The organism is Flagellimonas crocea (assembly GCF_033441595.1).
GTDB classification, from domain to species: Bacteria; Bacteroidota; Bacteroidia; order Flavobacteriales; family Flavobacteriaceae; genus Flagellimonas; species Flagellimonas crocea.
The window spans coordinates 345,930-372,490 of sequence record NZ_JAUZVX010000004.1 but is presented as its reverse complement, the minus strand read 5'-3'; the positions used below and the strand labels follow the sequence as shown (position 1 = coordinate 372,490).

24 protein-coding genes are annotated in these 26,561 nt (G+C 42.8%); 12 read left to right on the top strand and 12 right to left on the bottom strand.

What is annotated here, in order from left to right:
* The first annotated feature begins 17 nt into the window (after positions 1–17).
* Both SD449_RS15120 and SD449_RS15115 read left to right on the top strand, forming a co-directional pair.
* Positions 18–887: a DUF808 domain-containing protein gene (locus SD449_RS15120; protein ID WP_318311720.1), complete on the top strand. Its 870-nt coding sequence runs from the start codon at positions 18–20 to the stop codon at positions 885–887.
* A gap of 16 nt (positions 888–903) precedes the next feature.
* Positions 904–1,272, top strand: coding sequence for a DUF1801 domain-containing protein (locus SD449_RS15115; RefSeq protein WP_318311719.1), 369 nt, complete (start codon positions 904–906; stop codon positions 1,270–1,272).
* A 5-nt stretch (positions 1,273–1,277) separates the two neighbouring features.
* Here SD449_RS15115 and SD449_RS15110 read toward each other — a convergent pair whose 3' ends face one another.
* From SD449_RS15110 to kdsA, 6 genes are all read right to left on the bottom strand, one after another.
* The gene (locus tag SD449_RS15110) at positions 1,278–2,852 is read right to left on the bottom strand and encodes a PepSY-associated TM helix domain-containing protein (protein ID WP_318311718.1); all 1,575 of its coding nucleotides are present in this window, start codon (positions 2,850–2,852) and stop codon (positions 1,278–1,280) included.
* Between the two features lie 4 nt (positions 2,853–2,856).
* Complete coding sequence (locus tag SD449_RS15105) at positions 2,857–3,156, bottom strand: hypothetical protein (RefSeq protein ID WP_318311717.1); 300 nt, start codon at positions 3,154–3,156, stop codon at positions 2,857–2,859.
* Between the two features lie 2 nt (positions 3,157–3,158).
* Entirely contained in the window at positions 3,159–3,491 is a 333-nt protein-coding gene (locus SD449_RS15100) for a hypothetical protein (protein ID WP_318311716.1), read from the bottom strand.
* A 2-nt stretch (positions 3,492–3,493) separates the two neighbouring features.
* Entirely contained in the window at positions 3,494–4,210 is a 717-nt protein-coding gene (locus SD449_RS15095) for a DUF4198 domain-containing protein (RefSeq protein ID WP_318311714.1), read from the bottom strand.
* A gap of 10 nt (positions 4,211–4,220) precedes the next feature.
* A complete protein-coding gene (locus tag SD449_RS15090) occupies positions 4,221–6,683 on the bottom strand; it encodes a TonB-dependent receptor (protein WP_318311713.1) in 2,463 nt (820 codons plus the stop codon).
* 164 nt (positions 6,684–6,847) lie between these two features.
* Positions 6,848–7,666 carry a 3-deoxy-8-phosphooctulonate synthase gene (gene kdsA, locus SD449_RS15085; RefSeq protein WP_318311712.1) on the bottom strand — a complete coding sequence of 273 codons (819 nt, stop codon included), beginning with the start codon at positions 7,664–7,666 and terminating at the stop codon, positions 6,848–6,850.
* 73 nt (positions 7,667–7,739) lie between these two features.
* On the opposite strand from kdsA, the gene SD449_RS15080 reads away from it, so the two are divergent.
* The 4 genes from SD449_RS15080 (at position 7,740) to typA (ending at position 11,438) form a co-directional block, all read left to right on the top strand.
* Positions 7,740–8,321, top strand: a complete 582-nt coding sequence (locus SD449_RS15080) for a hypothetical protein (protein ID WP_318311711.1) — start codon at positions 7,740–7,742, stop codon at positions 8,319–8,321.
* Positions 8,322–8,386: 65 nt separating this feature from the next.
* On the top strand, positions 8,387–8,944 hold the full coding sequence (locus SD449_RS15075) for a hypothetical protein (RefSeq protein WP_318311710.1): 558 nt from the start codon (positions 8,387–8,389) through the stop codon (positions 8,942–8,944).
* 55 nt (positions 8,945–8,999) lie between these two features.
* Positions 9,000–9,539: a hypothetical protein gene (locus SD449_RS15070; protein ID WP_318311709.1), complete on the top strand. Its 540-nt coding sequence runs from the start codon at positions 9,000–9,002 to the stop codon at positions 9,537–9,539.
* A gap of 99 nt (positions 9,540–9,638) precedes the next feature.
* On the top strand, positions 9,639–11,438 hold the full coding sequence (gene typA, locus SD449_RS15065; RefSeq protein WP_318311708.1) for a translational GTPase TypA: 1,800 nt from the start codon (positions 9,639–9,641) through the stop codon (positions 11,436–11,438).
* A gap of 120 nt (positions 11,439–11,558) precedes the next feature.
* Here typA and ppgK read toward each other — a convergent pair whose 3' ends face one another.
* From ppgK to SD449_RS15045, 4 genes are all read right to left on the bottom strand, one after another.
* The gene (gene ppgK / locus SD449_RS15060; protein ID WP_318311707.1) at positions 11,559–12,317 is read right to left on the bottom strand and encodes a polyphosphate--glucose phosphotransferase; all 759 of its coding nucleotides are present in this window, start codon (positions 12,315–12,317) and stop codon (positions 11,559–11,561) included.
* A 99-nt stretch (positions 12,318–12,416) separates the two neighbouring features.
* Positions 12,417–13,100 (bottom strand): cell division ATP-binding protein FtsE, encoded by a 684-nt coding sequence (locus tag SD449_RS15055; RefSeq protein WP_318311705.1) that lies wholly within the window; start codon positions 13,098–13,100, stop codon positions 12,417–12,419.
* A 77-nt stretch (positions 13,101–13,177) separates the two neighbouring features.
* Positions 13,178–14,299, bottom strand: coding sequence for a DUF3137 domain-containing protein (locus SD449_RS15050; protein ID WP_318311703.1), 1,122 nt, complete (start codon positions 14,297–14,299; stop codon positions 13,178–13,180).
* Between the two features lie 6 nt (positions 14,300–14,305).
* Complete coding sequence (locus SD449_RS15045; protein WP_318311701.1) at positions 14,306–14,854, bottom strand: LemA family protein; 549 nt, start codon at positions 14,852–14,854, stop codon at positions 14,306–14,308.
* Positions 14,855–15,114: 260 nt separating this feature from the next.
* Here SD449_RS15045 and SD449_RS15040 point away from each other — a divergent pair, with 260 nt between their 5' ends.
* The 5 genes from SD449_RS15040 (at position 15,115) to SD449_RS15020 (ending at position 23,213) form a co-directional block, all read left to right on the top strand.
* Entirely contained in the window at positions 15,115–18,138 is a 3,024-nt protein-coding gene (locus tag SD449_RS15040; protein WP_318311700.1) for a tetratricopeptide repeat protein, read from the top strand.
* Positions 18,139–18,150: 12 nt separating this feature from the next.
* The gene (locus SD449_RS15035) at positions 18,151–19,896 is read left to right on the top strand and encodes a TonB-dependent receptor (protein WP_318311698.1); all 1,746 of its coding nucleotides are present in this window, start codon (positions 18,151–18,153) and stop codon (positions 19,894–19,896) included.
* A gap of 102 nt (positions 19,897–19,998) precedes the next feature.
* Complete coding sequence (locus SD449_RS15030) at positions 19,999–21,093, top strand: OmpA family protein (RefSeq protein WP_318311697.1); 1,095 nt, start codon at positions 19,999–20,001, stop codon at positions 21,091–21,093.
* 42 nt (positions 21,094–21,135) lie between these two features.
* Positions 21,136–22,758 (top strand): amidohydrolase, encoded by a 1,623-nt coding sequence (locus SD449_RS15025; RefSeq protein WP_318311696.1) that lies wholly within the window; start codon positions 21,136–21,138, stop codon positions 22,756–22,758.
* Positions 22,759–22,784: 26 nt separating this feature from the next.
* On the top strand, positions 22,785–23,213 hold the full coding sequence (locus SD449_RS15020) for a hypothetical protein (protein WP_318311695.1): 429 nt from the start codon (positions 22,785–22,787) through the stop codon (positions 23,211–23,213).
* 45 nt (positions 23,214–23,258) lie between these two features.
* On the opposite strand, the gene SD449_RS15015 is transcribed toward SD449_RS15020, so the two are convergent.
* Positions 23,259–23,792, bottom strand: a complete 534-nt coding sequence (locus SD449_RS15015) for a DUF2911 domain-containing protein (protein ID WP_318311694.1) — start codon at positions 23,790–23,792, stop codon at positions 23,259–23,261.
* 237 nt (positions 23,793–24,029) lie between these two features.
* Here SD449_RS15015 and asnB point away from each other — a divergent pair, with 237 nt between their 5' ends.
* Positions 24,030–25,700, top strand: coding sequence for an asparagine synthase B (gene asnB, locus SD449_RS15010; RefSeq protein WP_318311693.1), 1,671 nt, complete (start codon positions 24,030–24,032; stop codon positions 25,698–25,700).
* 121 nt (positions 25,701–25,821) lie between these two features.
* On the opposite strand, the gene SD449_RS15005 is transcribed toward asnB, so the two are convergent.
* Positions 25,822–26,355: a hypothetical protein gene (locus tag SD449_RS15005; RefSeq protein WP_318311692.1), complete on the bottom strand. Its 534-nt coding sequence runs from the start codon at positions 26,353–26,355 to the stop codon at positions 25,822–25,824.
* Positions 26,356–26,561: the final 206 nt, after the last annotated feature.

Sequence of the window (26,561 nt, the reverse complement as noted above, 5' to 3'; positions counted from 1 at the left end):
ACCATTAAACTGATAGTATGGCATCTGGCTTTTTTGCTGTTTTGGATGATATTTCTGCGCTTATGGATGATGTAGCTACCATGAGCAAGGTGGCTACCAAAAAGACAGCAGGTATTTTGGGGGACGATCTGGCAGTAAATGCCGAAAAGGCTACGGGCTTTTTGTCCAGCCGGGAAATCCCTGTGCTTTGGGCGATAACTAAAGGTTCTTTTTTGAACAAGTTGATCATTCTGCCCATTGCATTTTTGTTGAGTGCCTATCTACCTGTTGCGATTACCGTTATTTTGATTTTGGGAGGCGTCTATTTGGCCTACGAGGGAGCCGAGAAAGTGTATGAGTATATTTTTCACCGTGGAGAGGAAGGCCATAAACCCGACCCTACCGAAATACCAAAGGAAGACTTACCGGAACTGGAAAAACAAAAGATAAAACAGGCCATCATCACGGATTTCATCCTTTCCATTGAGATTGTCATTATTGCATTGAGTACCGTGGTCAATGAACCATTGACCATTCGTATTGCCACTGTGTCGGTCGTAGCGCTACTGGCCACTGTTGGGGTGTATGGCATCGTCGCATTAATTGTGAGAATGGACGATTATGGTTATCGACTCATAAACCTGAATGAGGAAACAGATAGCTTTTCCGATAAGGTGGGCAAAGTTTTGGTAAAGGCGCTTCCAAAAATCATCAAAGGCTTGTCAATTGTCGGAACCTTGGCCTTGTTGCTGGTATCTGGGGGCATTTTCACCCATAATATTGAATTTTTCCATCATTTGTTACCCAACTTGCCATCCATGCTCAAGGATTTTATTTTTGGCTTGGTCATAGGTTTTGTTGCACTACTATTATTGAAGTTGGTGAAAAAGATATTCAAGCGTACATAACAAGTAAGCTGTTTATATGAACCCGGCAGAAGAGTATATCATCAACCAGGCAGAACCTTACAGAAGCATTTTATTGCATCTAAAAGCTGTGATCGAGTCTGTTGTTCCTGATGTGGACATGAAATATAAATGGAGCATCCCTTGTTTTTATGCGGGCAAACAGCCCATCTGCTATTTAAACGTGTCCCAAAAAAAGAAGTATGTGGACATTGCCTTTTGGAATTCGGCCCATTTGACATTGCATCTGGATAAAATGGTCAATGAAAACCGAAAGGTGGTCAAATCCCTTCGCTATTTTTCGTTGGAAGAGATTGATCAAGAGGTGTTGGTGGAAGTTTTACAGGAGTGCCACTCCCTTAAGCACAAGGGTTTTTATAAGAGATAGATTTTTTAAACTGCCTTACTTGCGACTTTCCCTGTTTCTTTCTTGCCTAATTTGAAGAAAGCGACCCAAAGGGACACAATCCCCAGAATCAGCCAAAGCAAATCCACCAATAGAATGTGCTGGTATCCGTTTTTATAGGCGACCCACATCCAATTGCCCGATGCAATTCCATTGGCAATCGGAACCAGCAAGCCCAAAATACCACCAGAAATCAACGTCCATTTGTTGGTAAAGGCAATATCCTTTTTAAGGATAAAGAACACGGTGGCCACCAACCAAATCGGAAAATACGTTTGGTACAAGAACCCCATGTTCACTGTTGGTGCAAACTTCACGATAATAAATTCCAAAGCGGTAACGGGAAGCAGGGTAAGGCAAATGGCCATATACCAGTTGGCCACGTTTTGGTTAAACTTTCGGCGTTTTTCTGGAATGTTCTTTTTATCACGTGCCACAAGCCAGATCATTATTCCCGATAGAATCACAAAACAGGAAACCAATCCAAGGATAAAAGAAACCACCCGTAGCCCATAGCCTGCGTAATCGCCAAAATGGAGTCGGAACATCATATTTTTTACACCATCCAAATAGGAAGTCGGGGCAATCGGTACTTTTTCTTGTGCTATAGAACCATCGGCTATTTTGTAAATGCGGTAGCCCAGTCCGTTCAATTTGGTGTCGTACCCAAGATATCCACTAATGGCGGCGTGCATGTTCTGGTCTCCGAAATTGAAAATGTGCGTCTCCGTGACCCGAAAATCGCCCCATTCTTCTTTCATCTCCACAATGTATTGATCCAGATTGATGGTCTTTTCCAATTTTTCATTCTGGAATTCATAAACAGGATGGTTGTATTCCAAATCTTCGTACAGTTTGTTTTGATCGCCATCATACAGTCCCATCACCATCGGAAGCACCAAAATTCCTTTGAGTAAAAAGAAGGCTCCCGTTACGGCATACACAAACTGAAATGGAAACCCTATCACACCCAGTGCCGTATGGGCATCCGTCCACATGGTTTTGAGTTTGGCCCATGGCCTGAAGGTGTAAAAGTTGGAAACGATCTTGTTCCAATGCACCAAGATTCCAGTTAGGATGGCAAACAGAAAAAAGAAAGCCACTAACCCCGCCAAGGTCCTGCCGTAAGGGTAGGGGATTTGATCCAAGAAGTGGAGGCGGTACAAGAACTCCCCCAAATGGTAATTACTTGCATAGCTATCGGTCTTGGTCTTGGACTCAGGGTCCAAATAGAAAAACACGGGTGTTTTGTCATTCTCCGAAGCCAAGGAATCTTTAGTAGCGCCCAAGTTGACGGAAATACTCCGTTCATTATAATAATGCCTCAATTCCACATCCCTTCCAAATAAGTTATAATCTTTGGAAAGGTGATCAAGATGTCCATCCACACTACCTGGCAAGGCATCTTCTTGACTAACGGAATGCCCACGCTGCCAATTGGCGATTTCATCCCTAAAAAAAGAAAAAGATCCCGTGAAAAAAATGACGTAGAGCGCGACGCTGATTACGATGCCGCTTACGGTATGGGTATGGAACAATATATTGTAGATGCGGTTTCCCATGGTTTTAAACAAGTGGGTTGGTTTGGTTTCCAAAATAGAATATGACAAAGAGTGCCAAGCTCGCCAAAAGGTAAATGCCCCACACTTTCCAGCCGTTCTTGCCCAAAAAGGCAACAACCATCAAAATGGCCCAAAGGATAAAGGCCGAAAAGGTACTGGTAATGATCACCGCTACGTGATTGAACCAACTTGCCAAGGCCATATGAAACATCACGGCCACGATAAGACCGCCCAAAATGGCTGCAGTTATTTTGGCAAATCGTTGTGAGGGCGATGGGGTCAAATATTTTTTGTTGGCTGGCATGCTTAAAACAATAAGGTTTCAAAAAGGATGGAGCACAAAAAAAGAGTGCCCAAAAAACGGTAATTCAACAATCGTAAGGGGGCCAATAGGATCACTAAACTGGCAACGGTCATCAAGAGAATCAAAAAAGTAAACGTGCCCGAACCAAGTCCCCAATAAAAGCAGCTAAGCCCCAATGATAAAATCATTAGGGCCAAACCAACATATGTTGATGCCTTTCTATGCTCAGCGATAGATGGCTCAAAACCAAGATTTCCCACTGCCGACATTTTTTTGGATGTACCGTACAGCAAATAAAAAGCTATAAACGTGAGAAGGGAAATTCCTGTGGCCATGCTTATGGTGTTATGCAATAGGTGGCGCAATGCCAAATAAATTCATAATCCTCACCATGGTAGGTACCAGGGATTTCTTCCTTATTGGTCGTCTCCACAATGTACTTGGTCTTCCAAGGAAGGGCAAAGGAAACCACTCCATTATCATCGGTGTAGAGGGTTTTGGACCATAGGTCGGAAACATAGACCTTAAGCTCGTTTTGGGCGATGGGTTCACCCTTGTACAATACTTGAAGTCTGATTTCGTCTCCATCCGTTTCCAATTGCTTTACCACAATTCCATCAGGATTTGCGGTTATCGTGTCGCCATCGGTTCCCACTTGAACTTTAGCAGTAGAATGATAGTGCGTCTTGAAAATCCCGAAATCGTATTGCGTATAATCGATCACATCGATTTCATTGTTGTTCAGAGCAATGGTGTACACGCCCTTCTGAGATGGGGTAAAGCTTGCCAAGTAATGGTCTTCCATAGCTTCAGTGCTCAACTCGGTCTTGGTGCCATCGGGAGCAATTACCCAAAGGGTGAACTTGGAAACCGATGGGAAGGCTTCTCCCTCCACTTTTTCGATTACTCCATAAGTGTACTCTCCATAGTGCACACGTACTTTCTGTGCTTGACCCAAGGCCCCTTTTCCGTTGGTCTCTATCCACAAATAGTGAGCGGAGGCCGATAGTACGGGCAAGGTAATGAGCAATAAGGTTGTAATGAGTTTTTTCATTTTTGTTTTCTTAGAATTTATAGGTGAAATTGGCAGAAAGACTTCTCAAGTTTTGAGGGCTGATGGTAGACCAACCTTTGTAGTAGTCTTTGTTCGCAATGTTGTCCAGCTTCAAAGTGATTCTGAAGTCTCTTGCATCATAAAAAGTAGATGCATTCAGAATGGTGTACTCATCAATAGTGAACGTACCGTTAGATCTATTGAAGATTTTGTTCTCGCTGGCGTAGTTACCTCCAAATCCAAGTCCAAAATTTTCCAAGGCACCTTGAGTGAATCGATAGCTTGCCCAAACATTGGCCAAGTTCATTGGACCTGCACTTTCAGGTCTGAACCCTGTAAAGCTGGCGTCACCTTCGACCAATTGGCTATCGTTGTAGCTGTATCCTGCAATAATGTTCAACCCGTCGATTGGAGAGGCGATCATGCTCGCTTCAAAACCTTTACTGGTCTGTTCGCCATCTTGGGTGTAGAAGTAATTGTCAGCATCCGTATCGATTCGTTGTGCCATATCGCTCACAGTAATGTCGTAGTAGCTCAAAGTGGCGGAAAGTTTATCGTTGAACAAGTTCAATTTGGTACCGACCTCAAACTGGTTGGCATGTTCTGGGTTCAATGCCCTTACCGATGTGTTTCCGTTCGTTACTTCCGTTACGGGTGCCACGTTGCTGAAACCGTTCATGTAGTTGGCGAATACGGACACTGTGTTCAAAATAGGTTGGTACACCACCCCAAATTTTGGCGAGAACGCAGTTTGATTGTACCCGTCGTTGGAGAAGCGATCCACGCGCACACTGGCCATTGCAGACAATTCTGGCAACAGGTTGATGACGTTCGAGGCGTAGGCACTGAAAATCTCTTGCTCGGCCTCACTGAATTGTGCTCCTGGATTGGCCAAGGTGGCGATTCCCGCATCGGCGCCTGCCTGTGTCAAAACACCCGAGTCGTATAAACCAGTTCCCATTGGGGTTCCAAAATAATCGTGTAGGGCAGGGGCAACCGCTTGGAATTCGTCAGGGTTTTCCCCAACATAAATAAATCCTTGGTTTCCGTAGCCTGTACTATTGTTTATGGTCCTGGTTTTAAGGTAATCCAAACCAACTACCATACGATTGCGCATGTTTCCAATATTGAAATCCCCGATAAAATTCTGTTGGATATCGGTCCCCAAGGTTTCGGAGTTTTGGTTGCTGGTGTAGCGGGCCAAGATGATACCGTCTTCGAGCGGAGTTCCCGAAAGCCCTTCTACCGTTGAGGTTATCTCATACAGATAAGAGTAGTATCCATCAGACTTGGCGTTGGATCTTGAAACAACGGTCTGTGATGTCCAAGAATCGTTCAAAATGTAGTTCATCTGACCTTGAAGACTGTATGTTGGTGTATCTATATACAAATCGTTGCTAGTGTAGGAACGTTTGTAATCGTAGCCCAATTCATCCAAATTGGTCACGCGAAGCGGAGAGCCACGGTCTACGAACAACATGGTCTGGTTTGTACTTCTACCATTGTAAAATTCTGTATTAATGTTGAACGAAAGCCTATCGCTTGCCTGGAATGCCAATGATGGAGCAAAGAAGAACGATTTTCTAAATCCTGCATCTTGGTAGCTATTCTGAGTTTGGTAAGCCGTATTTACACGAAGTGCAATATTGTTCTGGTCTCCCAAAGTGGTATTCACATCCGCGCTTACCCGGTTCAATCCGTAGCTGCCGGAAGTGTAGGAAATGTTCCCGCCAAAGCCATAATATGGTTTTTTGGTGTTGATATTGATCAAACCACCGTAAGAAATTAAACTGCTACCATACAAAGTTCCCGATGGGCCTTTGATGACTTCGATGGACTCAATATTGGCAGGGTCGGGACTTCCGTTGGTCAGACCGGGCAATCCGTTGATCATTGTAGGCTGTACTGGAAAACCGCGAAGGGAGAAATACCCTGCGCCGTCGTTTCCTCTTCCTGTGGATTCCCAGAGTTTATCGATTCCAGGGGCGTTTTTAAGGGCGTCATCAAAATTGGTGACCACTTGGTCCTGCAACAGCTCCGTGGAGATGGAGTTGTACACCTGAGGATTTTCAATATCCTTCAAGGGCATTTTTGAAACATAAACACTAGCCTTTCGGGTGAACTTGTTCACTTGGTTTCCTTCGACCACAACTTCGTTAAGCTGCTCTTGGCGCTCCACAAGTGTAATAGTTTGTACGTTCGTTGTTTGGTTGGCGTACACGGTCACGGTTTTGTTCTGGGTGCCAAAACCAACCATCGAAAAAGTCAAGGTGTAGGATCCAGGAGCAAGATTGGATATTTCATATTCCCCTGAATTGTTTGTGTTGGTTCCTAAACTGGTGTTGGAAACAGCTATGTTTACATTGCCGAGCGGGTTGTTGTTTTGATCAGTTACTTTCCCTTTTAGGTTTCCTGTTTGTGCTTGAGAAGTGAAAAAAGCGGCCAAACTAAGAATAAGTAATATATGCTTCATTTTATTTGTAATTGGTCTAAATAAGTTTCGTTTGCAAATGTATATTGCAATCAAATTTCTTGCAAAGAATATTTAGACTAATTATAAATAAATTTAAAAATAATATGTAATCATTTAAAAATCAATACATTGATTTTGTTAAAACCCAGATTGTGCTGGTTTTTCTATAGGGAATTGATAGTTCTTCGGATGGCGGTCAAATCCGTCAATAATTTTTCCAATAAACTTAAATCCAGCATGTTGGCGCCATCACTTTTGGCATTAGCAGGGTCAAAATGCGTTTCCATAAAAAGTCCGTCAACACCTGCGGCGATCCCTGCACGGGACATGGTTCCGATCAAGGCAGGTCTTCCCCCAGTGACACCGGAAGATTGGTTGGGCTGTTGCAGTGAGTGGGTAACATCCAGCACCACGGGTGCATATTGCTTCATGGTGGGAATACCACGAAAGTCCACGATCATATCTTGATAACCGAACATGGTGCCACGATCGGTTATAATTGCTTGTTCGTTACCTGTTTCCGTTACTTTGGTCACTGCATGTTTCATACTTTCCGGACTCATGAATTGACCCTTTTTTAGGTTGACCACCTTTCCCGTTTCGGCAGCGGCCACGACCAAGTCGGTCTGTCTAACCAAAAAGGCGGGAATCTGAAGTATGTCCACATATTCGGCGGCCATGGCAGCATCAGAAATTTCATGTATATCGGTAATCGTCGGAACTTTGAAAGTATCCGAGACCTTCTTCAAGATTTTAAGGGCCTTTTCATCACCAATACCGGTAAAGGAATCGATACGGCTACGGTTTGCTTTTTTAAAACTTCCCTTAAAAACATAAGGTATTTCAAGCTTCTCGGTAATGGCAACTACCTTCTCCGCAATGCGCATGGCCATATCTTCGCCCTCAATGGCGCAGGGGCCTGCCAACAAGAAAAAATTATTGCTGTCCGTGTGTTTTATCTGTGGGATTTTGGTGATGTCCATTTCTTAAAGTTTGCACAAATATAGTATTTAACGATGGTATCCTTTTTAGATTTATCAAACTAAACCATCAACCATGAAGTATAGGATTCTTTTGATCGCTCTTGGTCTGTTGCCCATAATTTCCAATGCCCAATGGCAGGAACGGGGCGGAACGTTTGATTTGGCTCATCTGGAGCGCCATCAGTTTAAGTTGAATTTGTTGAGCCCTGGGATTAGCTACGAATTGGGGCTATTTAAAAACGTGAGTGTCTCGGGTGGCTTAGGACTGGGGTATGCCACCTACGAAGAAGGTTATGCCATTGGCCTTACCTTACACACTCGGATGCGCTATTATCATAATTTCAATAGAAGAATCCGTATGGATAAAAATGTGTCCGGTAATTCCGGAAACTACATTGCGGCCGCACGTAGTATATTTTTTTCCCAATTGCGGTTGGATACGAACATCGAAGGACCAGATGATTTTAATTTAGGAGTATATGGGGTTACTTATGGGATACAGAGAACTTATAAAAACGGGTTCAATTTTAATGCGGAACTAGGTGCCGGGTATTATCGGGGAGATGGGGTTCCCAATGGATATGGGCCCATAGTTAACTTTACTTTTGGCTGGGTGGCCACCAAAAGAAAGAAGAAAGACCCTTATCTTGATTAAATAAGGTCATCCAAACATACTATTTTGATGAAGTTTGGGTTATACTAATACCAAATTAACCTACAATGCGCCGCTTACTACTTTTGGCATTCCTATCCGCAGGATTTTTTGTGCATGCCCAATACGGGACAAATTGCGAGATCCGTCAGTTTAAGCTTAATGCCATCAATCCAGGTGTTGAGTACGAAATGGCGTTGGGTGTAAACAGTACATTGGATATTCGGGTGGCGTATCAAGCGGCTTTGGAACCTGCTAGTTCCCAACCATTGGAGGATTTCGATTTTTTTCCGGCCATTACTGTTCAAAACAGATATTATCACAACCTGAATAGTCGGGAAAGACGCAGAAGGTCCATTTATGGAAATTCTGGCAACTACATTGCGCCTTCCGTAGCTATTTTTTCTCCAGGCAGTCGAGTGGTCGAAGGTCGTTTGGTCGATGGCGTTCACGGCTACGGCGGATTGGTCTACGGTATTCAGCGCAGCTTCGATTCAGGTTTTAGTTTCTCCATTGATGCGGGCGCTGGCTATTATGTGGGGCCGTTCAAGGGTACAATTCAGCCCGTGGTCAACCTAAGTATTGGTTGGATTATCAGCGAAAAGCGCTGGTGCGTTGGTCTGTGACCATTTTTCTGGTACAATATTTGAGCCTTCTTGAGGAAATTCAAACTAACCATTTATGAAAACTATTTCCTCATTACTTTTATTTTTATCCATTGGAGTTGTTGGAATTGCACAATCTGTGAAGAAGGTTGAAGACTATCAACTCACCTTAAATGTACTACTTCCCGGCATCATCTATGAAAAGGGACTTTCCCAAAATTCAACTATAACGGCAGAGGCTACCATGGGTTTCGGGTACAGGGAATCCGACTTTGTGGAAAGTGGATTTGGGATATACCCTATTGGAAGGCTACAGTATCGATACTACTACAACTTTGACCGACGGCTGGCAAAAGGAAAAAACATTACAGGCAATACGGGTAACTATATTGCTCCCACAATCGCCATTCAAGGAGGTAAGGCAATAATTGGGGATTTGGATTATGTTTCTGATTATTTTGGGGGTATCGGCGCCGTTTATGGTCTCCAACGGACGAGCCAAAAAGGATTGCAATTTCGATTCGAGGTTGGGCCCGGTTATTTCTTTGATGAATTTGAAAGTAACTTCGGTATTTTTATTGCCTTGAAGCTTGGGTGGGTGGTCGGTAGAAAGTGAAATAATGGAACTCCCACAAAATCAATAAGATAAAAATAACATTAAGGTGTGTTGCACAAGAAAAAATAGCAGTATCTTTGCGGGCTTAAAATTTAGGTTATGTCCAAAATTAAAAACATTGCAATTATTGCACACGTAGACCACGGTAAGACTACCTTGGTCGATAAAATTATGTATCACTGCCAGTTGTTCCGCGAAAACGAGAACAAGGGCGACCTTATTTTGGACAACAATGACCTGGAAAGGGAGCGTGGAATCACCATTGTTTCCAAAAACGTTTCCGTTGTTTACAAAGACACAAAAATCAATATTATAGATACCCCTGGTCACGCCGATTTCGGTGGTGAGGTAGAGCGTGTTCTAAACATGGCCGATGGGGTTTTGTTGTTGGTGGATGCTTTTGAAGGCCCAATGCCACAGACGCGTTTTGTGCTTCAAAAGGCGATAGACCTTGGTTTGAAGCCCTGCGTGGTCATCAACAAAGTGGATAAAGAAAACTGTACTCCGGAAGAAGTACACGAAAAAGTGTTCGACCTAATGTTTGAATTGGGTGCGGAAGAATGGCAGCTTGATTTTCCAACCGTTTACGGTTCTGCTAAGAACAACTGGATGGGAGAGGACTGGAAGACTCCGACCGATAACATTGAACCATTATTGGATATGGTCATTGAACACGTTCCAGAATTTAAACCTCAAGAAGGTACCATCCAAATGTTGATCACTTCCTTGGATTTCTCTTCGTTTACGGGAAGAATTGCCATTGGTAGATTGCAACGTGGTACGCTTCGCGAAGGACAACAAGTTTCTTTGGTAAAAAGAGATGGTTCCGTTGTCAAAACCAGAATCAAGGAGCTTTATACGTTTGAAGGTTTGGGGCGTTTACGGGTTGAGTCAGTAGCTGCAGGAGATATTTGTGCCATTGTTGGTATGGAAGGTTTTGAGATTGGGGATACTGTCGCCGACCTCGAAAATCCAGAAAAATTGAAGACCATCGCTATTGATGAGCCTACCATGAGTATGCTCTTCACCATTAACGATAGCCCGTTTTTTGGCAAGGATGGAAAGTTTGTTACTTCCCGTCACATCAAGGAACGTTTGGAAAAAGAATTGGAGAAAAACTTGGCGCTTCGTGTACAACAAACCGATAGTGCGGATAAATTCTTGGTGTACGGCCGTGGTGTATTGCACCTTTCCGTACTGATTGAAACCATGCGTAGAGAAGGGTACGAGCTCCAAATTGGACAGCCACAGGTAATCATCAAGGAGATTGATGGCGTAAAATGTGAGCCTGTTGAAAACTTGACCATTGACTTGCCAGAAGAAGTTTCTGGAAAAGCGGTTGAGATGGTATCCATCCGAAAAGGGGAGATGACCAGTATGGAGGCAAGAGGATCCCGAATGGTATGTGAATTCATCATTCCATCAAGGGGAATCATTGGTCTTAGAAACCAATTATTGACCGCTACCGCGGGTGAAGCCATTATGGCGCACAGATTTTTTGAATATCAGCCATTGAAAGGGGACATCGCGCAGCGATTGAACGGGTCTTTGGTGTCCATGGAAAATGGAACAGCTATTCCTTATTCCATTGATAAGCTTCAGGAAAGAGGCAAGTTTTTTATCGACCCGGGAGAGAGTATCTACGAAGGTCAGGTAATTGGGGAAAACTCACGTCAAGACGATATGACGGTGAATGTAACCAAGACCAAAAAGCTATCAAACGTTCGTTCCTCTGGAGCAGATGAAAAGGCCAAGATCGTGCCTGCAATCAAGTTTTCGTTGGAAGAAGCCTTGGAATACATCCAAAAGGATGAATATGTAGAGGTGACACCAAACCACTTGAGGATACGAAAAATCTATCTAAAAGAAGTGGACAGAAAAAGGAACAAAGTCGTTTAATCATACCGACATTTATCAAATAAAAAAAGCGAGTGGAGTGTAAAACTTCATTCGCTTTCCTTTTTTTTTTTAAGGGAATAATCTTGGCTCTTCATTCTGCCAAGTCCTGAACCCCAAAAATTAGTGCAGATGTCCGTGGTGCTGTTCCCGTAAACATGCTACGGCAGCTCCAATAATACCGGCGTGGTTCATAAGCTCCGCCTTGATCACATCGGTTTCAATATTAATACGGTGGCTAAATTCTTCCCAATCTTTTGAGGTGCCCCCTCCTACAATAATGAGGTCCGGGCATACAATCAATTCCACCAATTTGAGGAATTTATTAAAACGCTTGCCCCATTTTTTATAGCTTAGGTTCTCTCTTTCCTTGGCAGAGGCAGCCGCCCACTTTTCAATTTTCTTGTACTTTTTATAGGGAATCTGTCCCAATTCAAAATTTGGGATAAGCACACCGTTGTAGAAAGCTCCGCTCCCAAGTCCGGTTCCAATGGTGATCATGATGACCAGACCATTCTTACCTTTTCCTATACCGTAGTTCATTGCTGCATATCCGGCGGCATCCGCATCGTTGAGCACTGTGAATTCCTGTCCGGTATGTTCAGTGAATAATTCGTCGATATTTACGCCGACCCAGCTTGGGTCTAGGTTTCCAGGGGATTTGCAAACTCCGTTTTTGACGATGGAAGGGAATCCGCAGCCAACAGGGCCGGTATAGTTAAAATGTTCCACGATCTCGGCCACTACCTTGGCCATATCGTCGGGTTTTTTCGATTTCGGGGTTGGGATTCGGAAACGTTCTGTCAACATTTCTCCAGTTTCGGCGTTCACAAGAGCACCTTTGATGCCCGAACCACCTATATCAATACCAAGAATTTCCATATACAGGAATCAATATTAGTTTAAGCAAAGTAACAAAAACTTTTGCTGACCAAGGAATTGTTACGAAAATGAATGGGAGTATGGGGCAAAAGGGGGTAATCAGATCGCCTTCTGAATCACTTCGAAAACCTTACTGCCATCACATTTTAAGGTCTTATGGGGGTATTTTAAGATAAGGGCATAATCGTGGGTGGCCATAATAATGGTCCTGCCATTTTGATTAATGTCCTGTAGCACCTTCATTACTTCGACGCTGGTTTGGGGATCTAAATTTCCGGTAGGTTCATCGGCCAAGATAAGTTCAGGGTCGTTCAGCAGGGCACGCGCTATGGCAATTCGCTGTTGTTCGCCCCCGGAAAGTTCGTGCGGGAATTTAAAACCCTTCGTCTTCATACCGACTTTGTTCAATACCTCCTCGATTTTATCGTCCATTTTCTTGGGGTCGGTCCATCCGGTGGCTTTAAGGACGAACTTAAGGTTGTTGTTTACATTGCGATCGGGCAACAATTTAAAATCTTGAAAAACGATGCCCAATTTTCTGCGTAAGTAAGGAATGTCTTTTTCTCGGAGCGTTTTTAGGTTGAAATCCACAACTTCTCCCGAACCTTGTTTCAAGGGAAGGTCAGCGTACAAAGTCTTCATGAAGCTACTTTTTCCACTTCCTGTTTTGCCTATCACATAAACGAATTCCCCTTTTTTTACTTCGAGGTCCACGTGGTTGAGCACCAAGTTCTCGTCTTGGAATACGGCTACATCTTTTAAATTGACAATGGTTTCGGGCATAATTTTATTTCAACAGCTTACACAAAAGTATTTGAAAATATACTAAGCGGCATCAAAATAAAAGGTTAATCCCAAATTTATTTTGAAACTTTCATCGGTTCGTTCTTCCAGATTCTTGTATTCAGGTTTAAATCTTCCACAATGCCAATGGCGGCATGAATATCCTCATAAACTTTCTCAAAAACATCTGATTTTAATAAACTCTCTTTTTTGTTTAAGCAAAGGAAACCATATGGATGCTGTATCCCCAAATACAATTTGTTTTTGTTGAATGAGAGCATGATGGGTTTATCGATCTTTCTTTTTAAACGGGTTATTCTTTCCATTAGAGAAGTGGATAGGATATACCGTGCCTCGACCTGATCGGTACTGTATACCATAAAATCATTTTCAAACTCCGTATCTTCTAGCACTACAAGTTCACCTCTTGCAGCATTCAAATTTTGTAGGTTTTTAGCAAGATATCCCACTCTTTTTTCCATGGCATCGGGTAAAACAATGGTATGTCCATTGAACTTTTTATTAAAATCGACCACGGCAAACATTCCAACGAAACTACTTCCCATATTCTCGTTAGAATGGTGTTTGGAAAACCAAGGTCTGATATAGTTATAGGCGAAGTTGAGGTAGGGGAACAAAGGAATGTACATTAAAAAGGAACTGTAGAGCCCTTGGTTGATGATATTGACATCGCCCATGGCAATCTGGGTGTCGCCCACTTTTCCGGATAAAGTTCCAAAGTGAAGATTATAACTACTCTGTTTATTCTTTTTCACTTGTGCGTAGGAAGGGAGTAGTTTACTTTCTTCAATTAGTTTGGGAGAAATCTGTTTTTTGAAGTCAAATTTGAATTCGGGTACCATTTTATCCAAGGCCATCTTCAATATTTCTCTTTCGATTGTCCTGTACTTATTTTTGGTGGTATAGGAGGCAACCATAGTAATGAAAAAGAGCACCCAATATACTATCGCTATTAGTTGAAAAGGGTTCCATGAGCTTCCTTGGGTAACATTGGCAATCCATTTACTAAAACCGACATTGTTAAAGTAGGTGACCATAGGCAAAAGCAAAAAACCAAAAATCATTAGTGACATTAAAACTGAAAACATCTTTTGATAAAAAAGATGTTTCCTTCGGATGTGTTCTGCTTTAATTAGGAGCGGATATACCTCATCCCTGATTTTGTTTAAATCGACCATTTGTGGTTAGTTGAATGAAATTTTTGGGACACTTCTTTCCTCTTCCTTAATGGTGAACAAGGGTCTTTTGGAGTAGTGCATCATTTTTCCCATTAGGTTCGATGGGAACATTTCAATGGCATCGTTGAACGAATTTACGGCGGCGTTGTAGGCTCTTCGGGCTGCGGATAGTTGTTCTTCGACTTCATTGAGGCTGGATTGCAGCAAAAGAAAGTTTTGGTTCGCCTTTAGATCTGGGTAGGCTTCGGCACGAACTTGCAATTTCCCCAACATAATCCCCAATTGACTTTCCAATTGGAACCGTTCCTCGGGTCGGGTGTCCTTTGCCAATATTTTTTCCCTTAGCTGGGTAAGTTCCATCAAGGTTTCCCGTTCGTGCTGTATGGAGCCTTTAACGGTATTGATGAGTTGTGGAATTAGGTCGGTTCTCTTTTTTAGCATTACATCGATACTGCTATAAGATTCTTCTACCTTGTTTTTTTTGCTGATTAAGTTATTGTACAGGAAAACACAGAACAATAAGATCAGAATGGAAATAATAATTAAGTAAGACATCTCAACATTCAATTAATTAAACAATGGGACTAAGCCGCAGGGCAGTCCTTTCTTGAGTTCTAAAGCCAAAAAAGGCCTTTATGTTGAGGTTTTGGAATCAAAGCTGCCGATGAGGTTTTTCGGCACAGGGGTAAAATTAACATTTAGTACCTATAAATCAAGCATAGCTTCGTAAATTTCGGCAAATGACATTTTAAAATATACTTTGGCCCTAATTTTGACGTTATGGATAATGTCAATCGAGAACAGCGTAGAACACTATGAATCGAAAACTCTTCTTTTATATTCCCATGGTTTTGGGAACTTTTTTTGTGGCTTCAGCCCAAGAAACCAAAATTTATACCCACGAAAACAAGGCTTATCAAGATGCCCTGGCGCTCTATAACAATGAGCAATACCAGGCGGCCCAGAACATTTTTGAATCTGTAAAAGCAAGCACCAAGGACTACGAGACCGAGGCCAATAGTGCCTATTATGCTGCCAATGCTGCCATTCGTTTAAATCAGCGCGGAGCAGATAAAATGATGGAGGATTTTGTGGAACGTTACCCCACTTCCACCAAAAGGAACTCTGCTTTTTTGGACGTTGCCGACTACTATTTTGAAACAGGAAAATATCCATATGCCTTAAAATGGTACAAAAAAGTGGATGAAAATTCGATGCCCTACTCGGAGCGCGACCGTTTTAACTTTAATAACGGTTATGCTTTGTACGCGTCCAAGCGTCCGCAAGAGGCCGAACGCTATCTGAACAAGGTCACCACCTCCCAGAAATACGGCTCGCAGGCCAAATATTATTTGGGATATATTGCCTATGAGCAGGACGATTACAATTCTGCAAGTGCTCGGTTCGACCAAATCCGCGATCCAGAGCTGCTCGATGAAAAGTTGACGTATTATCAAGCTGACCTCAATTTTAAGCTGGGTAAGTTCCAAGAGGCCATTGAACTGGCCAAAAAACAATTGCCCAAGTCCAATCGAGAGGAAGTTTCCGAATTGAACAAGATCATTGGTGAGAGCTATTTCAATTTGGAACAATATGCAGAGGCCATTCCTTATTTGGAAGAATACAGGGGCAAACGTGGAAAATGGAACAACACCGATTATTATTTGTTGGGATATAGCTATTACAAATTGGGCGATTACCAAAAAGCCATTCAACAGTTCAATAAAATTATTGGGGGAAGTAATGCCGTTTCCCAAAATGCTTACTACCATTTGGCCGAATGCTATTTAAAGTTGGACAAAAAATCAGAAGCCCTGAATGCGTTCCGAAATGCTTCACAGATGGAGTTCAGTCCAGAGATTCAAAAAGATGCCTGGTTGAACTATGCCCGTTTGAGCTATGAAATCGGCAATGCCTACGAGCCCGTTCCTCAGGTGTTGACCACCTATTTGGAAAAGTATCCAAAGGATGAGCATCAAATGGAAATCCAAGAACTTTTGGTGGACTCTTACATTACCTCTCGAAATTTTGAAGGGGCGATGGAACTTTTGGAGGCAAATCAAAACTACGCCAGCAAGGAAACCTACCAAAAAGTAGCGTATTACCGTGGGGTGGAACTTTTTATTGATGGCGATTACGAAGGCGCGTGGGAACGATTCGATAAATCCTTAAAAAGTGCTGCGAATCCTACTTTTGAGGCCCGTGCACTGTATTGGAAAGCGGAATCGGCCTATAGGTTGAACCGTTTTGAAGAAGCCCTGGTCGATTTTGTGAGGTTCCAGAACGCTCCGGCGGCCAAGTCGCTTCCGGAATATGAACAACTGGATTATAATTTAGGGTACTCCTACTTTAAACTGAAAGACTACAACAATGCCATATCCTATTTTCAGAATGTGGTAAGCTCCAATGCCATTGATGACCAAAGAAATAATGATGGTTACTTGCGCTTGGGCGATAGCTATTTTGTAAACAGCAACTATCAATTGGCGAAGAAGGCCTATGAGACTTCATCAAAGATGAACGGTCCCGAGCGCGACTATGCGGCTTTCCAAAAAACGCTTTGTGATGGTTTTCTGGGAAACAATTCGGCAAAAATCGATGGATTAAACGAATTTTTGACCATGTTCCCAACATCATCATTACGGGACGATGCCCTTTTTGAACTTGGAAATTCCTATATCAACAATAACCAGGAAAGTTTGGGCCTTCAGACCTACGATCGTATAGTGGATGAGTACTCTGGTAGTAAATACGCCCCGCGTGGATTGCTGCGTTCAGGCTTGGTGTACTATAATTCCAGTCGAAACCAACAAGCTTTGGAGAAGTTAAAAGAGGTGGTTCAAAAATATCCGAACACCCAAGAGGCCAAACAAGCGGTTGCCACGGCCAAATTGGTCTACGTGGACGAAGGTCGGGTGAGCGAATACGCCGCTTGGGCCAGAAATTTGGATTTTGTAGAGGTGACCGACTCCGAATTGGACAATGCCAGTTTTGAATCCGCTGAGAGAAAACAAATCGAGGGCAAAACGCCAGCGGCCATACGCGGATATGAAGATTACTTGAAGCAATTCCCTAATGGATTGCACGCCCAGAATGCGAATTTCGCCCTGGCACAATTGTATTTTGCCAATGGGGAAAAAGATAAGGCCTTGCCAAAATACAAGGCGGTGGCCGATGGAGGAAACGGTGAATACACTGAACAGGCCCTGACCCGTGTTTGCGAGATTTATCTAGAAAAGCAAGACTATAAAAATGCCATTCCCTATTTGAAGCGATTGGAAAGTACGGCCGATATTTCTGAAAACAAAACCTTTGCCCAGTCCAACCTGATGAAAGGCTATTACGGACAAAAGGATTACTCGCAGACCATTGCCTATGCCGAAAAAGTGTTGAACGCTCCCAAAATCGATGACCGTATCAAAAGTGATGCGCAGATTATGATTGCACGTTCGGCCATCGCTACGAACAATGAGAACTTAGCTAAAACTGCTTACCAAGATGTAAAACAAATTGCCTCTGGAGAATTGGCGGCAGAAGCTTGGTACTACGATGCCTATTTTAAGAACAAGGAACAGGATTTTGAAGCCTCCAACGAGTCCGTTCAAAAATTGGCCAAGGACTATGCGGCCTACAAGGAATGGGCAGGAAAAGGCTTGGTGATCATGGCCAAAAACTTCTACAATCTGGGAGACGCCTTTCAGGCTACCTATATTTTGGAAAGTGTCATTTCCAATTTCGCCGAATTTGAGGAAATCGTTTCGGATGCCAAAAGTGAGCTGGCCACCATCAAGGCCAAGGAAGCTGAGAGCAATTCATCCGTAGACCCCAACGAAAACTAAACGAGACACAAAATGCAAAAGAGAACCTATATATTTTCATTACTTTTTTTGAGCCTTTGCGGAATGGTTATCGCCCAGGAAGAGGATAACATTGGTACGGAAACGGTAACGGTGGTAAAACCGTATTCCCCGACCGTTTCGGATGCCTTTAAGATAAAATCGTCTCCCAGTTTGAACGATTCCATTGTCCTTCAAAAAAAGAAAATCAATTACAGCATATTCTCGGTGCCCGTGGCATCCACCTTTACCCCGGCAAAGGGAAAAGCTTCGGGAGTGGAAAAAACTCCACCACCCACCTTGTACAATTCCTATGCATCAATCGGGTTGGGCAATTACAACAATGCTTTGGTTGATTTTTACACAAGCCGAGAATTCAATAGGGGAGAGGACCTGTTGGATTTTGGTCTGACCCATAACTCGTCCCGTGGGGATTTGGACTCTACACCTTTGGAAACCGATTTCTATGATACCAAGTTGAATGCTTCCTATGCCAAAAAGGACCGTTATATGGATTGGGGCGCGGCAATAGGCTTGCAGCACCAGCTTTATAATTGGTACGGCATCCAAAATGAGTTGTTCAGTGAGGATGAGATCAATGCCATGGATGAAACGCAAAACTATTTCAACGCGGAGGCCAAGGCCCATTTTAATACGGAAGATTCCCCTTTTAAAAGTGGAACCCTTTTGTTGAGGCGTTTTTGGGATGCGGTCGAATCTGCCGAGAACCGTGCGGTGATTAATCCAACTTTTGAACTGCCCATTACCGAGGAATTGATTACGATTTCCGCTAAGGTCGATTATGTGGGCGGTAGTTTTCAAAATGGATCTCTCACGGAAGGGGCCAATGAAGGAGAGAAAAATTACAGTAATCTACAGGCAGGGGTAACGCCAAGCCTGTTGATCTTACGCGATGATCTTACATTGAACTTGGGCGCCAATATCGTTTACGGATTGGATATGGAAAACAGCGAGAACAACTTTTATATCTATCCCGCTGTAACGGCGTCGTACCGTGTGATGGACGAAAATGTAATCGCCTACGGTGGAATAGAAGGGGAGTTGAAGCAAAATTCGTATCACGATTTTGTGGGTGACAACCCATACGTTTCGCCTACTTTGGACATTGTTCCGACCGACCAACAATACGAAGGATATCTGGGACTAAAAGGTCAGTTGACTTCCAATGTGGGATATAACATCAAAGGTTCGTATATGGCGGAAAACAGGAAGCCCTTGTTTTTCCATAATCCCATCAATACATCCAGAGATGACGAAAAGAGCTATTACTACGGCAATTCCTTTCAAGTATTTTATGATGACGTAAAGACATTGGGCGTTTTTGGAGAGATAAACGTAGATGTGAACCGTAATTTCTCGCTTGGTGTCAATGCGGAATTCTATGATTATGATACCGAAACCGACAATCCTGCATGGAACTTGCCATCTATCAAAGGTTCCTTGTTTATGGATTATCAGATTTCCGATCAATGGTACATGGGAGCTAATTTGTTCTACGTAGGAGAAAGGGATGATTTGTTGTCCCAAGTCGACCCGCTTGATTCCGAACTGCAATTCCAGCAGGTAACGTTGGATGGGTTTTTGGATGCGAATGCACATTTGGGATATCGATTTAACGAGCAACTCTCCATTTTCGTGAAAGCCTCCAATATTGCCAGCAACAATTACCAACGTTGGGCCAATTTTCGGGTACAAGGATTTCAGGCCTTGGCAGGGGTATCCTATAAGTTTGATTTTTAGGGGATAAGTGCTCTGGCAATAAATTGTTAAAAATACCGTTCATTATTTTCAGTCAACTCATTGATGTTCCAATAGTTGGCTGTTCCCGTTTTGATGGAAATAATGCGGTACAGAACAAAACATACCATATTTGTTCATCTTTTTTTGATGATTTTCTCCTTTGGGTTTGGGCAAAACTTGGTCCAGAACGGAGGCTTTGAAGAATTTGTTTCCTGTCCCGTCAAAATGAGTAACCTTAACAAGGATGCCAAATACTGGAGCGCTCCGACCTTGGGCACTACTGATTATTTTAACGAATGCAGCCGAACCAAGCTCGGTGTCCCCATGAACTTTAAGGGGAAGCAAGAACCTTATGAAGGTGCAGGCTATGCCGGTTTATATTTGTTTGCGCCCCGTGATTATCGAGAATATATCCAAGTTCCTTTAAAGGAGACCTTGCAAAAAGGCAGTCGATACCGGTTGACCTTGTTTTTGAGCCTTTCCGAAAAATCCGATGGAGCGGTAATGGACATGGCCGCACTTTTCTCCGAAAAGCCGCTTTCTGTTTACACCAAAAGGGAACTTTCGCACGGCGATCTCTCGACCATGGCGTCCCGGACTACCCATATCAAACAATTTCCCGTTTCCGGATATTATCAGGATAAGCAAAATTGGATGGAGCTCACTTTTGATATGGTTGCCAAGGGCTTTGAGAACCATTTGATTCTTGGCAACTTCAAAAGCAATTCAGGTTCAGCTTACCTGAGCTTCGACAAGACAACAAAAGGCGAGGAAGGCTATTCCTATTATTATGTTGATGATATTTCGCTGACTTACCTGGGACCCGAGTACAAAACCAACGAGGTTTATGTTCTGGACCATGTCAATTTTAACTTTGACCGATTCGATCTTCAGCCAAAAGCAGAGCAGAGCCTTCGTGATGTTTACGAGCATTTAAAACGAAATCCCAATTTAAAGGTTTCCATAAACGGACATACCGATGACCTTGGTTCTGAAGCCTACAACGATGTGCTTTCGCGAGAACGTGCCCGTACCGTGGCCCAATATCTTATAGGCTTGGGATTGGATAAAAGTAGGATCAGTTCAAAAGGTTTTGGCGACAGCAGGCCCTTAGATACCACACTTACCGAAGAAGCCCGAAGAAAAAACAGAAGGGTGGAATTTGTGATGACAGAGTTTGAGGACGAAAACCCCTAAACATTTCACTGCTTTTTCTATTTTTGATGGAAACCATCAGAAATGAAAAAGTTCCTATTGCTTACCATTGGCCTTCTAGCCCTTTCGTGCACCACTAAAGAAGAAGTTGACCTTATCGTAACCAATGCAAACATCTATACGGTAGACGATGATTTTTCCAAGGCTTCAAGTATAGCCATCAAAGATGGGAAATTTGTTGCCATTGGCGATTCCGATGAAATTTCAAAAAAATATAATGCACCGGAGCAGTTCGATGCCGAAGGCAAGACCATCGTTCCAGGTCTTATCGATGCCCATTGCCATTTTTATGGATTGGGACAGAACCAGCAAGTGGTGGATTTGGTAGGTACCCAAAGTTTTGATGAAGTTGTGGAAAGGGTAGTGGCTTTTCAAAAAGAACGACCATCAACCTTTATTTTGGGAAGGGGATGGGACCAGAACGATTGGGAAGTGAAAGAGTTCCCTACCAAGGACAAACTGGATGAATTGTTCCCCGATACCCCTGTGGCATTGGAGCGTATTGATGGTCATGCCTATCTGGTTAACCAAGCGGCACTTAATTTAGCTGGAATTACGGAGTATACATTTGTTGAAGGAGGTGAAATTGTATTAGATGAAGACACCAATATTACCGGAGTATTGGTAGATGGCCCAATGAGATTGATTGATGATGTGATTCCGAAACCAAGTCTTGCACAAAAAATACAATCATTAAAGGACGCGGAGCGCATTTCCCTCGATTATGGTTTGACCACAGTGAACGATGCTGGTTTGTCAAGGGATATCATAGAGTTGATAGATAGTCTGCAACAGGCTGGTGAAATGTCCATTCGGGTGTATGCTATGGTATCCAACTATCCAGAAAATCTGGACTACTTTTTGGAGAAGGGCATCATCAAAACAGATGGACTTAACGTGCGCTCGGTAAAGGTCTATGGTGATGGTGCCTTGGGTTCAAGGGGGGCTGCTTTACGAGAGCCATATTCTGATAAGCCTGGCCATTTTGGGGCCATGGTAACGCCAGTGGACCAGATTGAGGCCTTGGCACAACGTATTGCGGCCACCGATTACCAAATGAACACCCACGCTATTGGGGATTCCGCGAACATTGTAGTGCTTCGGGCCTATGAAAAAGCGTTGGAGGGCAAAACGGACCGTAGATGGAAAGTGGAGCACGCACAGGTAATTTCGCAATCCGATTTCGATTATTTTGAGAATGGCATTATCCCATCCGTTCAGCCCACCCATGCTACTAGCGATATGTACTGGGCAGGGGATAGATTGGGCACGGAACGAGTAAAAGGTGCGTATGCCTATAAAGATTTATTGGAGAAAGCAGGGTTGGTGGCGTTGGGCACCGACTTCCCCGTGGAGCAGGTAAATCCGTTTTTGACCTTCTACGCGGCCGTGGCACGCCAAGACCTTGAACAATATCCTGAAGGTGGTTTTCAAATGGAGAATGCCTTGAGCAGGGAAGAAACCTTGAAGGGAATGACTATCTGGGCCGCATATTCCAATTTTGAGGAAGATGAAAAAGGCAGTATTGAGCCCGGTAAATTCGCGGACTTTGTGATACTAAGCAATGACATTATGACGATACCTTCCGAAGAGCTTCCCAACGTAACCGCAGAGCACGTTTTCTTGGGCGGCGTCCAAAAGAAATAGTAATGTTCTTTCGTCATTCTGAAAAAGTGAGGAATCTCTCAAAAAACTTATGTGTTACCTTTTCTTTTATTGTAAACTTTCTTGTTATTGCTAGTTGTAATCAAGAACAGCAGCCAAAATATGAAGATTTTAATAAGAAGGATTTTGTTTTAGTGCCTGGAATAGTAACTAAAATTACTAGAACACCGATTTATGCACGTGGAAGATCGAACAAATACAACATTTATTATGCATACAATCTCGAATCAGATACCATTTTGTTGGGAAAGGAAATGGATGTCGATTTAGCACTAAAGGAAGGTGATGGATTTTACGTTTTAGTTCATAAGAAAGATAAGGACATTAATTTCATTTCTGGCCCCCGACTTCTACCAAAGGACCAAAGAATTCTTGAAAGCTATTTGAGAAAATCAAAAGAAAGTGGAGTAAAATATTTTGGAGTTGATGAAAAATAAAAAAAGCCCCAAAAAGGGGCTTTCCTATTTTAAAACTAAAATTTTCTAGTAACTGATAGGCAAAGTGGCCCTAGTGGTTCCCCACCCCATGACCAAGTTTCCATCATCGTCAAAAGCCATTCCAAAAGCTTCCAATTCATCGCTATCGGTAGAAGCTTTGGCGATAGCACGAACCACGTCAGCGTCGCTGTCGTAGGAATAGGCTCCCCATTGGTGAAGATTGTTGTTCAAGATTACAGTCCATTCATCTTCACCTGGAATAGTAAATAAAGAGTAAGAACCAGCTTTAATGGTTTTTCCACCAACTGTAGCATCCTTATAAAATGTAATTTCTGTAGCTTCGTTGGCACCTGTTCTCCAAACCTTACCTACAGGAGCCAATTCGGCCAAGCTACGTCCTTTTAATTGTGGACGGCTATAAATAACGCGGGCTGCTTTGGCGGTTTCCTTAGAACTGGCTGGATAATAAGCAATGTCCGCAGGGCTCTTGTCAAGCCCACTGAATTTTTGGGCCGTAGCTTCCGTGGTGAATGCCAAACTGGTACAAAGCACTAATAGTAATACTGTTAATTTCTTCATGATTGTGATTTAAGTTCTTTTCAAAACTAGTTAATTAATAATTGTCTAATATACAGACGGAAAAATTAAATAACCTTACAAAGCGTGCAAGGTATCGGTATAATTTTAAAATTGAATTACAGTTCAGTGTTTATTTTAAATTTAAAGTTACGTATTGTTATCTTTTAAACAAAAAGACTTTTATTTATAAATACTAAAATCCATTTTTGTTTCAAAATTGTTATTAAATATATTTTTATGTGTGGTATTGTATGCGCATTTGATGTGAAAGAAAGTACCGAGGTACTTAGGCCCCAATTGTTGGAGATGTCGAAAAAGGTAAGGCACCGCGGGCCGGATTGGAGTGGTATTTATTCCGATGAAAAGGCGATCATGGCTCATGAAAGATTGGCGATCGTGGATCCCGCTTCGGGAAAACAACCCTTGTTCAGTGCAGATGGTAAATTGGTATTGGCCGCCAACGGTGAAATTTATAATCATCAAAAACTAAGAAAACAGTTTGAAGGAAAATATACGTTCAAGACGCAGTCCGATTGTGAGGTTATATTGGCACTTTATCAGGAGAAGGGCGTCGACTTTATTGATGAAATGAACGGAATATTTGGTTTTGCCCTGTATGATTCCGAAAAGGACGAGTATTTCATCGCCCGTGACCATATGGGGATTATTCCCTTATATATTGGCTGGGACAAGAACGGAACCTTTTATGTTGCTTCGGAATTGAAAGCCTTGGAGGGAACCTGTTCCAAAATCCAACTGTTTCCTCCGGGACATTACATGCATAGTTCCGATGGTGAATTTGTAAGATGGTACAAGCGTGATTGGATGGAATATGATGCGGTAAAGGAAAATGAGACCAGTATTAAAAAAATAAAGGATGCCTTAGAGGCGGCGGTTCACCGTCAGTTGATGTCCGATGTGCCCTATGGCGTATTGCTGTCTGGTGGATTGGATTCTTCGGTAACTTCTGCCATAGCCAAAAAATATTCCCAAAAACGGATTGAATCCGGTGATACCGCCGATGCTTGGTGGCCACAGTTGCATTCGTTCTCCGTAGGATTGGAGGGTTCCCCCGATTTGGCAGCCGCCCAAAAAGTGGCAGATCATATCGGAACAGTACACCACGAAATAAAATTTACCATCCAAGAAGGTCTGGATGCCATAAAAGATGTTGTATATAATCTAGAAACTTACGATATTACAACCATAAGAGCCTCAACTCCTATGTATTTAATGGCAAGGGTAATCAAATCGATGGGAATCAAGATGGTCCTTTCGGGAGAGGGTGCCGATGAATTGTTCGGAGGATACCTGTATTTCCACAAAGCGCCGAGTCCAAAGGATTTTCATGAGGAGACCGTCAGAAAACTGGACAAACTACACATGTACGATTGTCTTAGGGCCAACAAATCATTGGCAGCTTGGGGTATCGAAGGAAGAGTACCTTTCCTGGACAAAGAGTTTATGGATGTGGCAATGAGCATCAACCCAAAAGATAAAATGATCAATGGAGAGCGTATGGAGAAGTGGGTGGTGCGCAAAGCGTTCGAAGATTATTTGCCGGAAAGCGTAGCCTGGAGACAGAAAGAACAATTTTCGGATGGCGTTGGATATAGTTGGATAGATACCTTGAAGGCCTTGGTTGCCGAGGAAATTACTGATGAGCAATTGAAAAATGCGCACTTCAAGTTTCCAATCCAGACACCGACCTCTAAAGAAGAATATTATTATCGTTCAATTTTTGAAAGTCATTTTCCATCAGATGCCGCAGCGCTAAGTGTTCCCCAAGAACCTTCCGTGGCATGCAGCACCAAGATTGCGCTGGAATGGGACGAGGCCTTCAAGAATATGAACGACCCATCGGGAAGGGCAGTGGCCAAGGTCCATACCGATGCATATGTGAAATAACCCCCAGTTTAAACCAACCAAACGTAATGAAGCAGTAAATTAAATGTTTCATTTTTTAATTAGTCCGAAAAGCCCCTTATCCAAGGGGCTTTTTAGTGCTACGTTCTGGAGGTGGAGCAATCTAGAAATGTAGGGCAAAACCAATGCGAAATTCCAATATCCCCTCGTCCGTATAATCTTCGTTAAGACTTAGATTATAGCGTAGGCCGGGTTCAATACTTATTTGCTCTCCCACGAATATTGCATATCCGCCCTGTAGCCCTAACCAAAGCGGGTTTACGGAAGAATCTTGGACGCTAGAACCTGTAATGTCGACCTGAAAAGGAATGGTGCTGTCCACATAGTACTTTCCGCCAATTTTATAGGTAAAAACAGAGGTTCCGTCAAAATCGGAATAGCCCAGTCCCAATTTGGCGGCAAAGTTGTCCGCAAAAAAATAGCCTCCTTCGCCGCCGATGCCCCAAATAGTGGTATCTCCAATAGAAGTAAGCCTTACACTGGTATTGGCCGTATGGGCCAAACCGGTTTCGCCACCACCAAAACCTGTGTTGGCTTCAACGAGCCAACTTCCTTTGTCCGTTTGTGTTCCGTCTTGAGCAATACCGGCAAAAACAAAGCCGATGATAGCTACGAGCATTAATGAGATTTTTTTCATGATATATAGTTTGTGTTTAAATTCTGACAAACATAAGATTAATTGAAAAAATCTGAAATATTTTATCCAAAAATCAGTAAATCAATATTTAATGAAACTTTAATTTGATAATCATATAAATATATTTTGATTGTAAAAATAGGATTTGATAAAAATCTTACTCAAAAACATCACGAATGGGATGCACACGGATTGCGTGCAAAGGG

What these genes read in the sequence shown, in the direction of transcription:
- SD449_RS15120 (WP_318311720.1), top strand. Translation starts at nt 18, where the DNA reads ATGGCATCTGGCTTTTTTGCTGTTTTGGATGATATTTCTGCGCTTATG.
- SD449_RS15115 (WP_318311719.1), top strand. Translation starts at nt 904, where the DNA reads ATGAACCCGGCAGAAGAGTATATCATCAACCAGGCAGAACCTTACAGA.
- SD449_RS15110 (WP_318311718.1), bottom strand. Translation starts at nt 2,852, where the DNA reads ATGGGAAACCGCATCTACAATATATTGTTCCATACCCATACCGTAAGC.
- SD449_RS15105 (WP_318311717.1), bottom strand. Translation starts at nt 3,156, where the DNA reads ATGCCAGCCAACAAAAAATATTTGACCCCATCGCCCTCACAACGATTT.
- SD449_RS15100 (WP_318311716.1), bottom strand. Translation starts at nt 3,491, where the DNA reads ATGGCCACAGGAATTTCCCTTCTCACGTTTATAGCTTTTTATTTGCTG.
- SD449_RS15095 (WP_318311714.1), bottom strand. Translation starts at nt 4,210, where the DNA reads ATGAAAAAACTCATTACAACCTTATTGCTCATTACCTTGCCCGTACTA.
- SD449_RS15090 (WP_318311713.1), bottom strand. Translation starts at nt 6,683, where the DNA reads ATGAAGCATATATTACTTATTCTTAGTTTGGCCGCTTTTTTCACTTCT.
- kdsA (WP_318311712.1), bottom strand. Translation starts at nt 7,666, where the DNA reads ATGGACATCACCAAAATCCCACAGATAAAACACACGGACAGCAATAAT.
- SD449_RS15080 (WP_318311711.1), top strand. Translation starts at nt 7,740, where the DNA reads ATGAAGTATAGGATTCTTTTGATCGCTCTTGGTCTGTTGCCCATAATT.
- SD449_RS15075 (WP_318311710.1), top strand. Translation starts at nt 8,387, where the DNA reads ATGCGCCGCTTACTACTTTTGGCATTCCTATCCGCAGGATTTTTTGTG.
- SD449_RS15070 (WP_318311709.1), top strand. Translation starts at nt 9,000, where the DNA reads ATGAAAACTATTTCCTCATTACTTTTATTTTTATCCATTGGAGTTGTT.
- typA (WP_318311708.1), top strand. Translation starts at nt 9,639, where the DNA reads ATGTCCAAAATTAAAAACATTGCAATTATTGCACACGTAGACCACGGT.
- ppgK (WP_318311707.1), bottom strand. Translation starts at nt 12,317, where the DNA reads ATGGAAATTCTTGGTATTGATATAGGTGGTTCGGGCATCAAAGGTGCT.
- SD449_RS15055 (WP_318311705.1), bottom strand. Translation starts at nt 13,100, where the DNA reads ATGCCCGAAACCATTGTCAATTTAAAAGATGTAGCCGTATTCCAAGAC.
- SD449_RS15050 (WP_318311703.1), bottom strand. Translation starts at nt 14,299, where the DNA reads ATGGTCGATTTAAACAAAATCAGGGATGAGGTATATCCGCTCCTAATT.
- SD449_RS15045 (WP_318311701.1), bottom strand. Translation starts at nt 14,854, where the DNA reads ATGTCTTACTTAATTATTATTTCCATTCTGATCTTATTGTTCTGTGTT.
- SD449_RS15040 (WP_318311700.1), top strand. Translation starts at nt 15,115, where the DNA reads ATGAATCGAAAACTCTTCTTTTATATTCCCATGGTTTTGGGAACTTTT.
- SD449_RS15035 (WP_318311698.1), top strand. Translation starts at nt 18,151, where the DNA reads ATGCAAAAGAGAACCTATATATTTTCATTACTTTTTTTGAGCCTTTGC.
- SD449_RS15030 (WP_318311697.1), top strand. Translation starts at nt 19,999, where the DNA reads ATGCGGTACAGAACAAAACATACCATATTTGTTCATCTTTTTTTGATG.
- SD449_RS15025 (WP_318311696.1), top strand. Translation starts at nt 21,136, where the DNA reads ATGAAAAAGTTCCTATTGCTTACCATTGGCCTTCTAGCCCTTTCGTGC.
- SD449_RS15015 (WP_318311694.1), bottom strand. Translation starts at nt 23,792, where the DNA reads ATGAAGAAATTAACAGTATTACTATTAGTGCTTTGTACCAGTTTGGCA.
- asnB (WP_318311693.1), top strand. Translation starts at nt 24,030, where the DNA reads ATGTGTGGTATTGTATGCGCATTTGATGTGAAAGAAAGTACCGAGGTA.
- SD449_RS15005 (WP_318311692.1), bottom strand. Translation starts at nt 26,355, where the DNA reads ATGAAAAAAATCTCATTAATGCTCGTAGCTATCATCGGCTTTGTTTTT.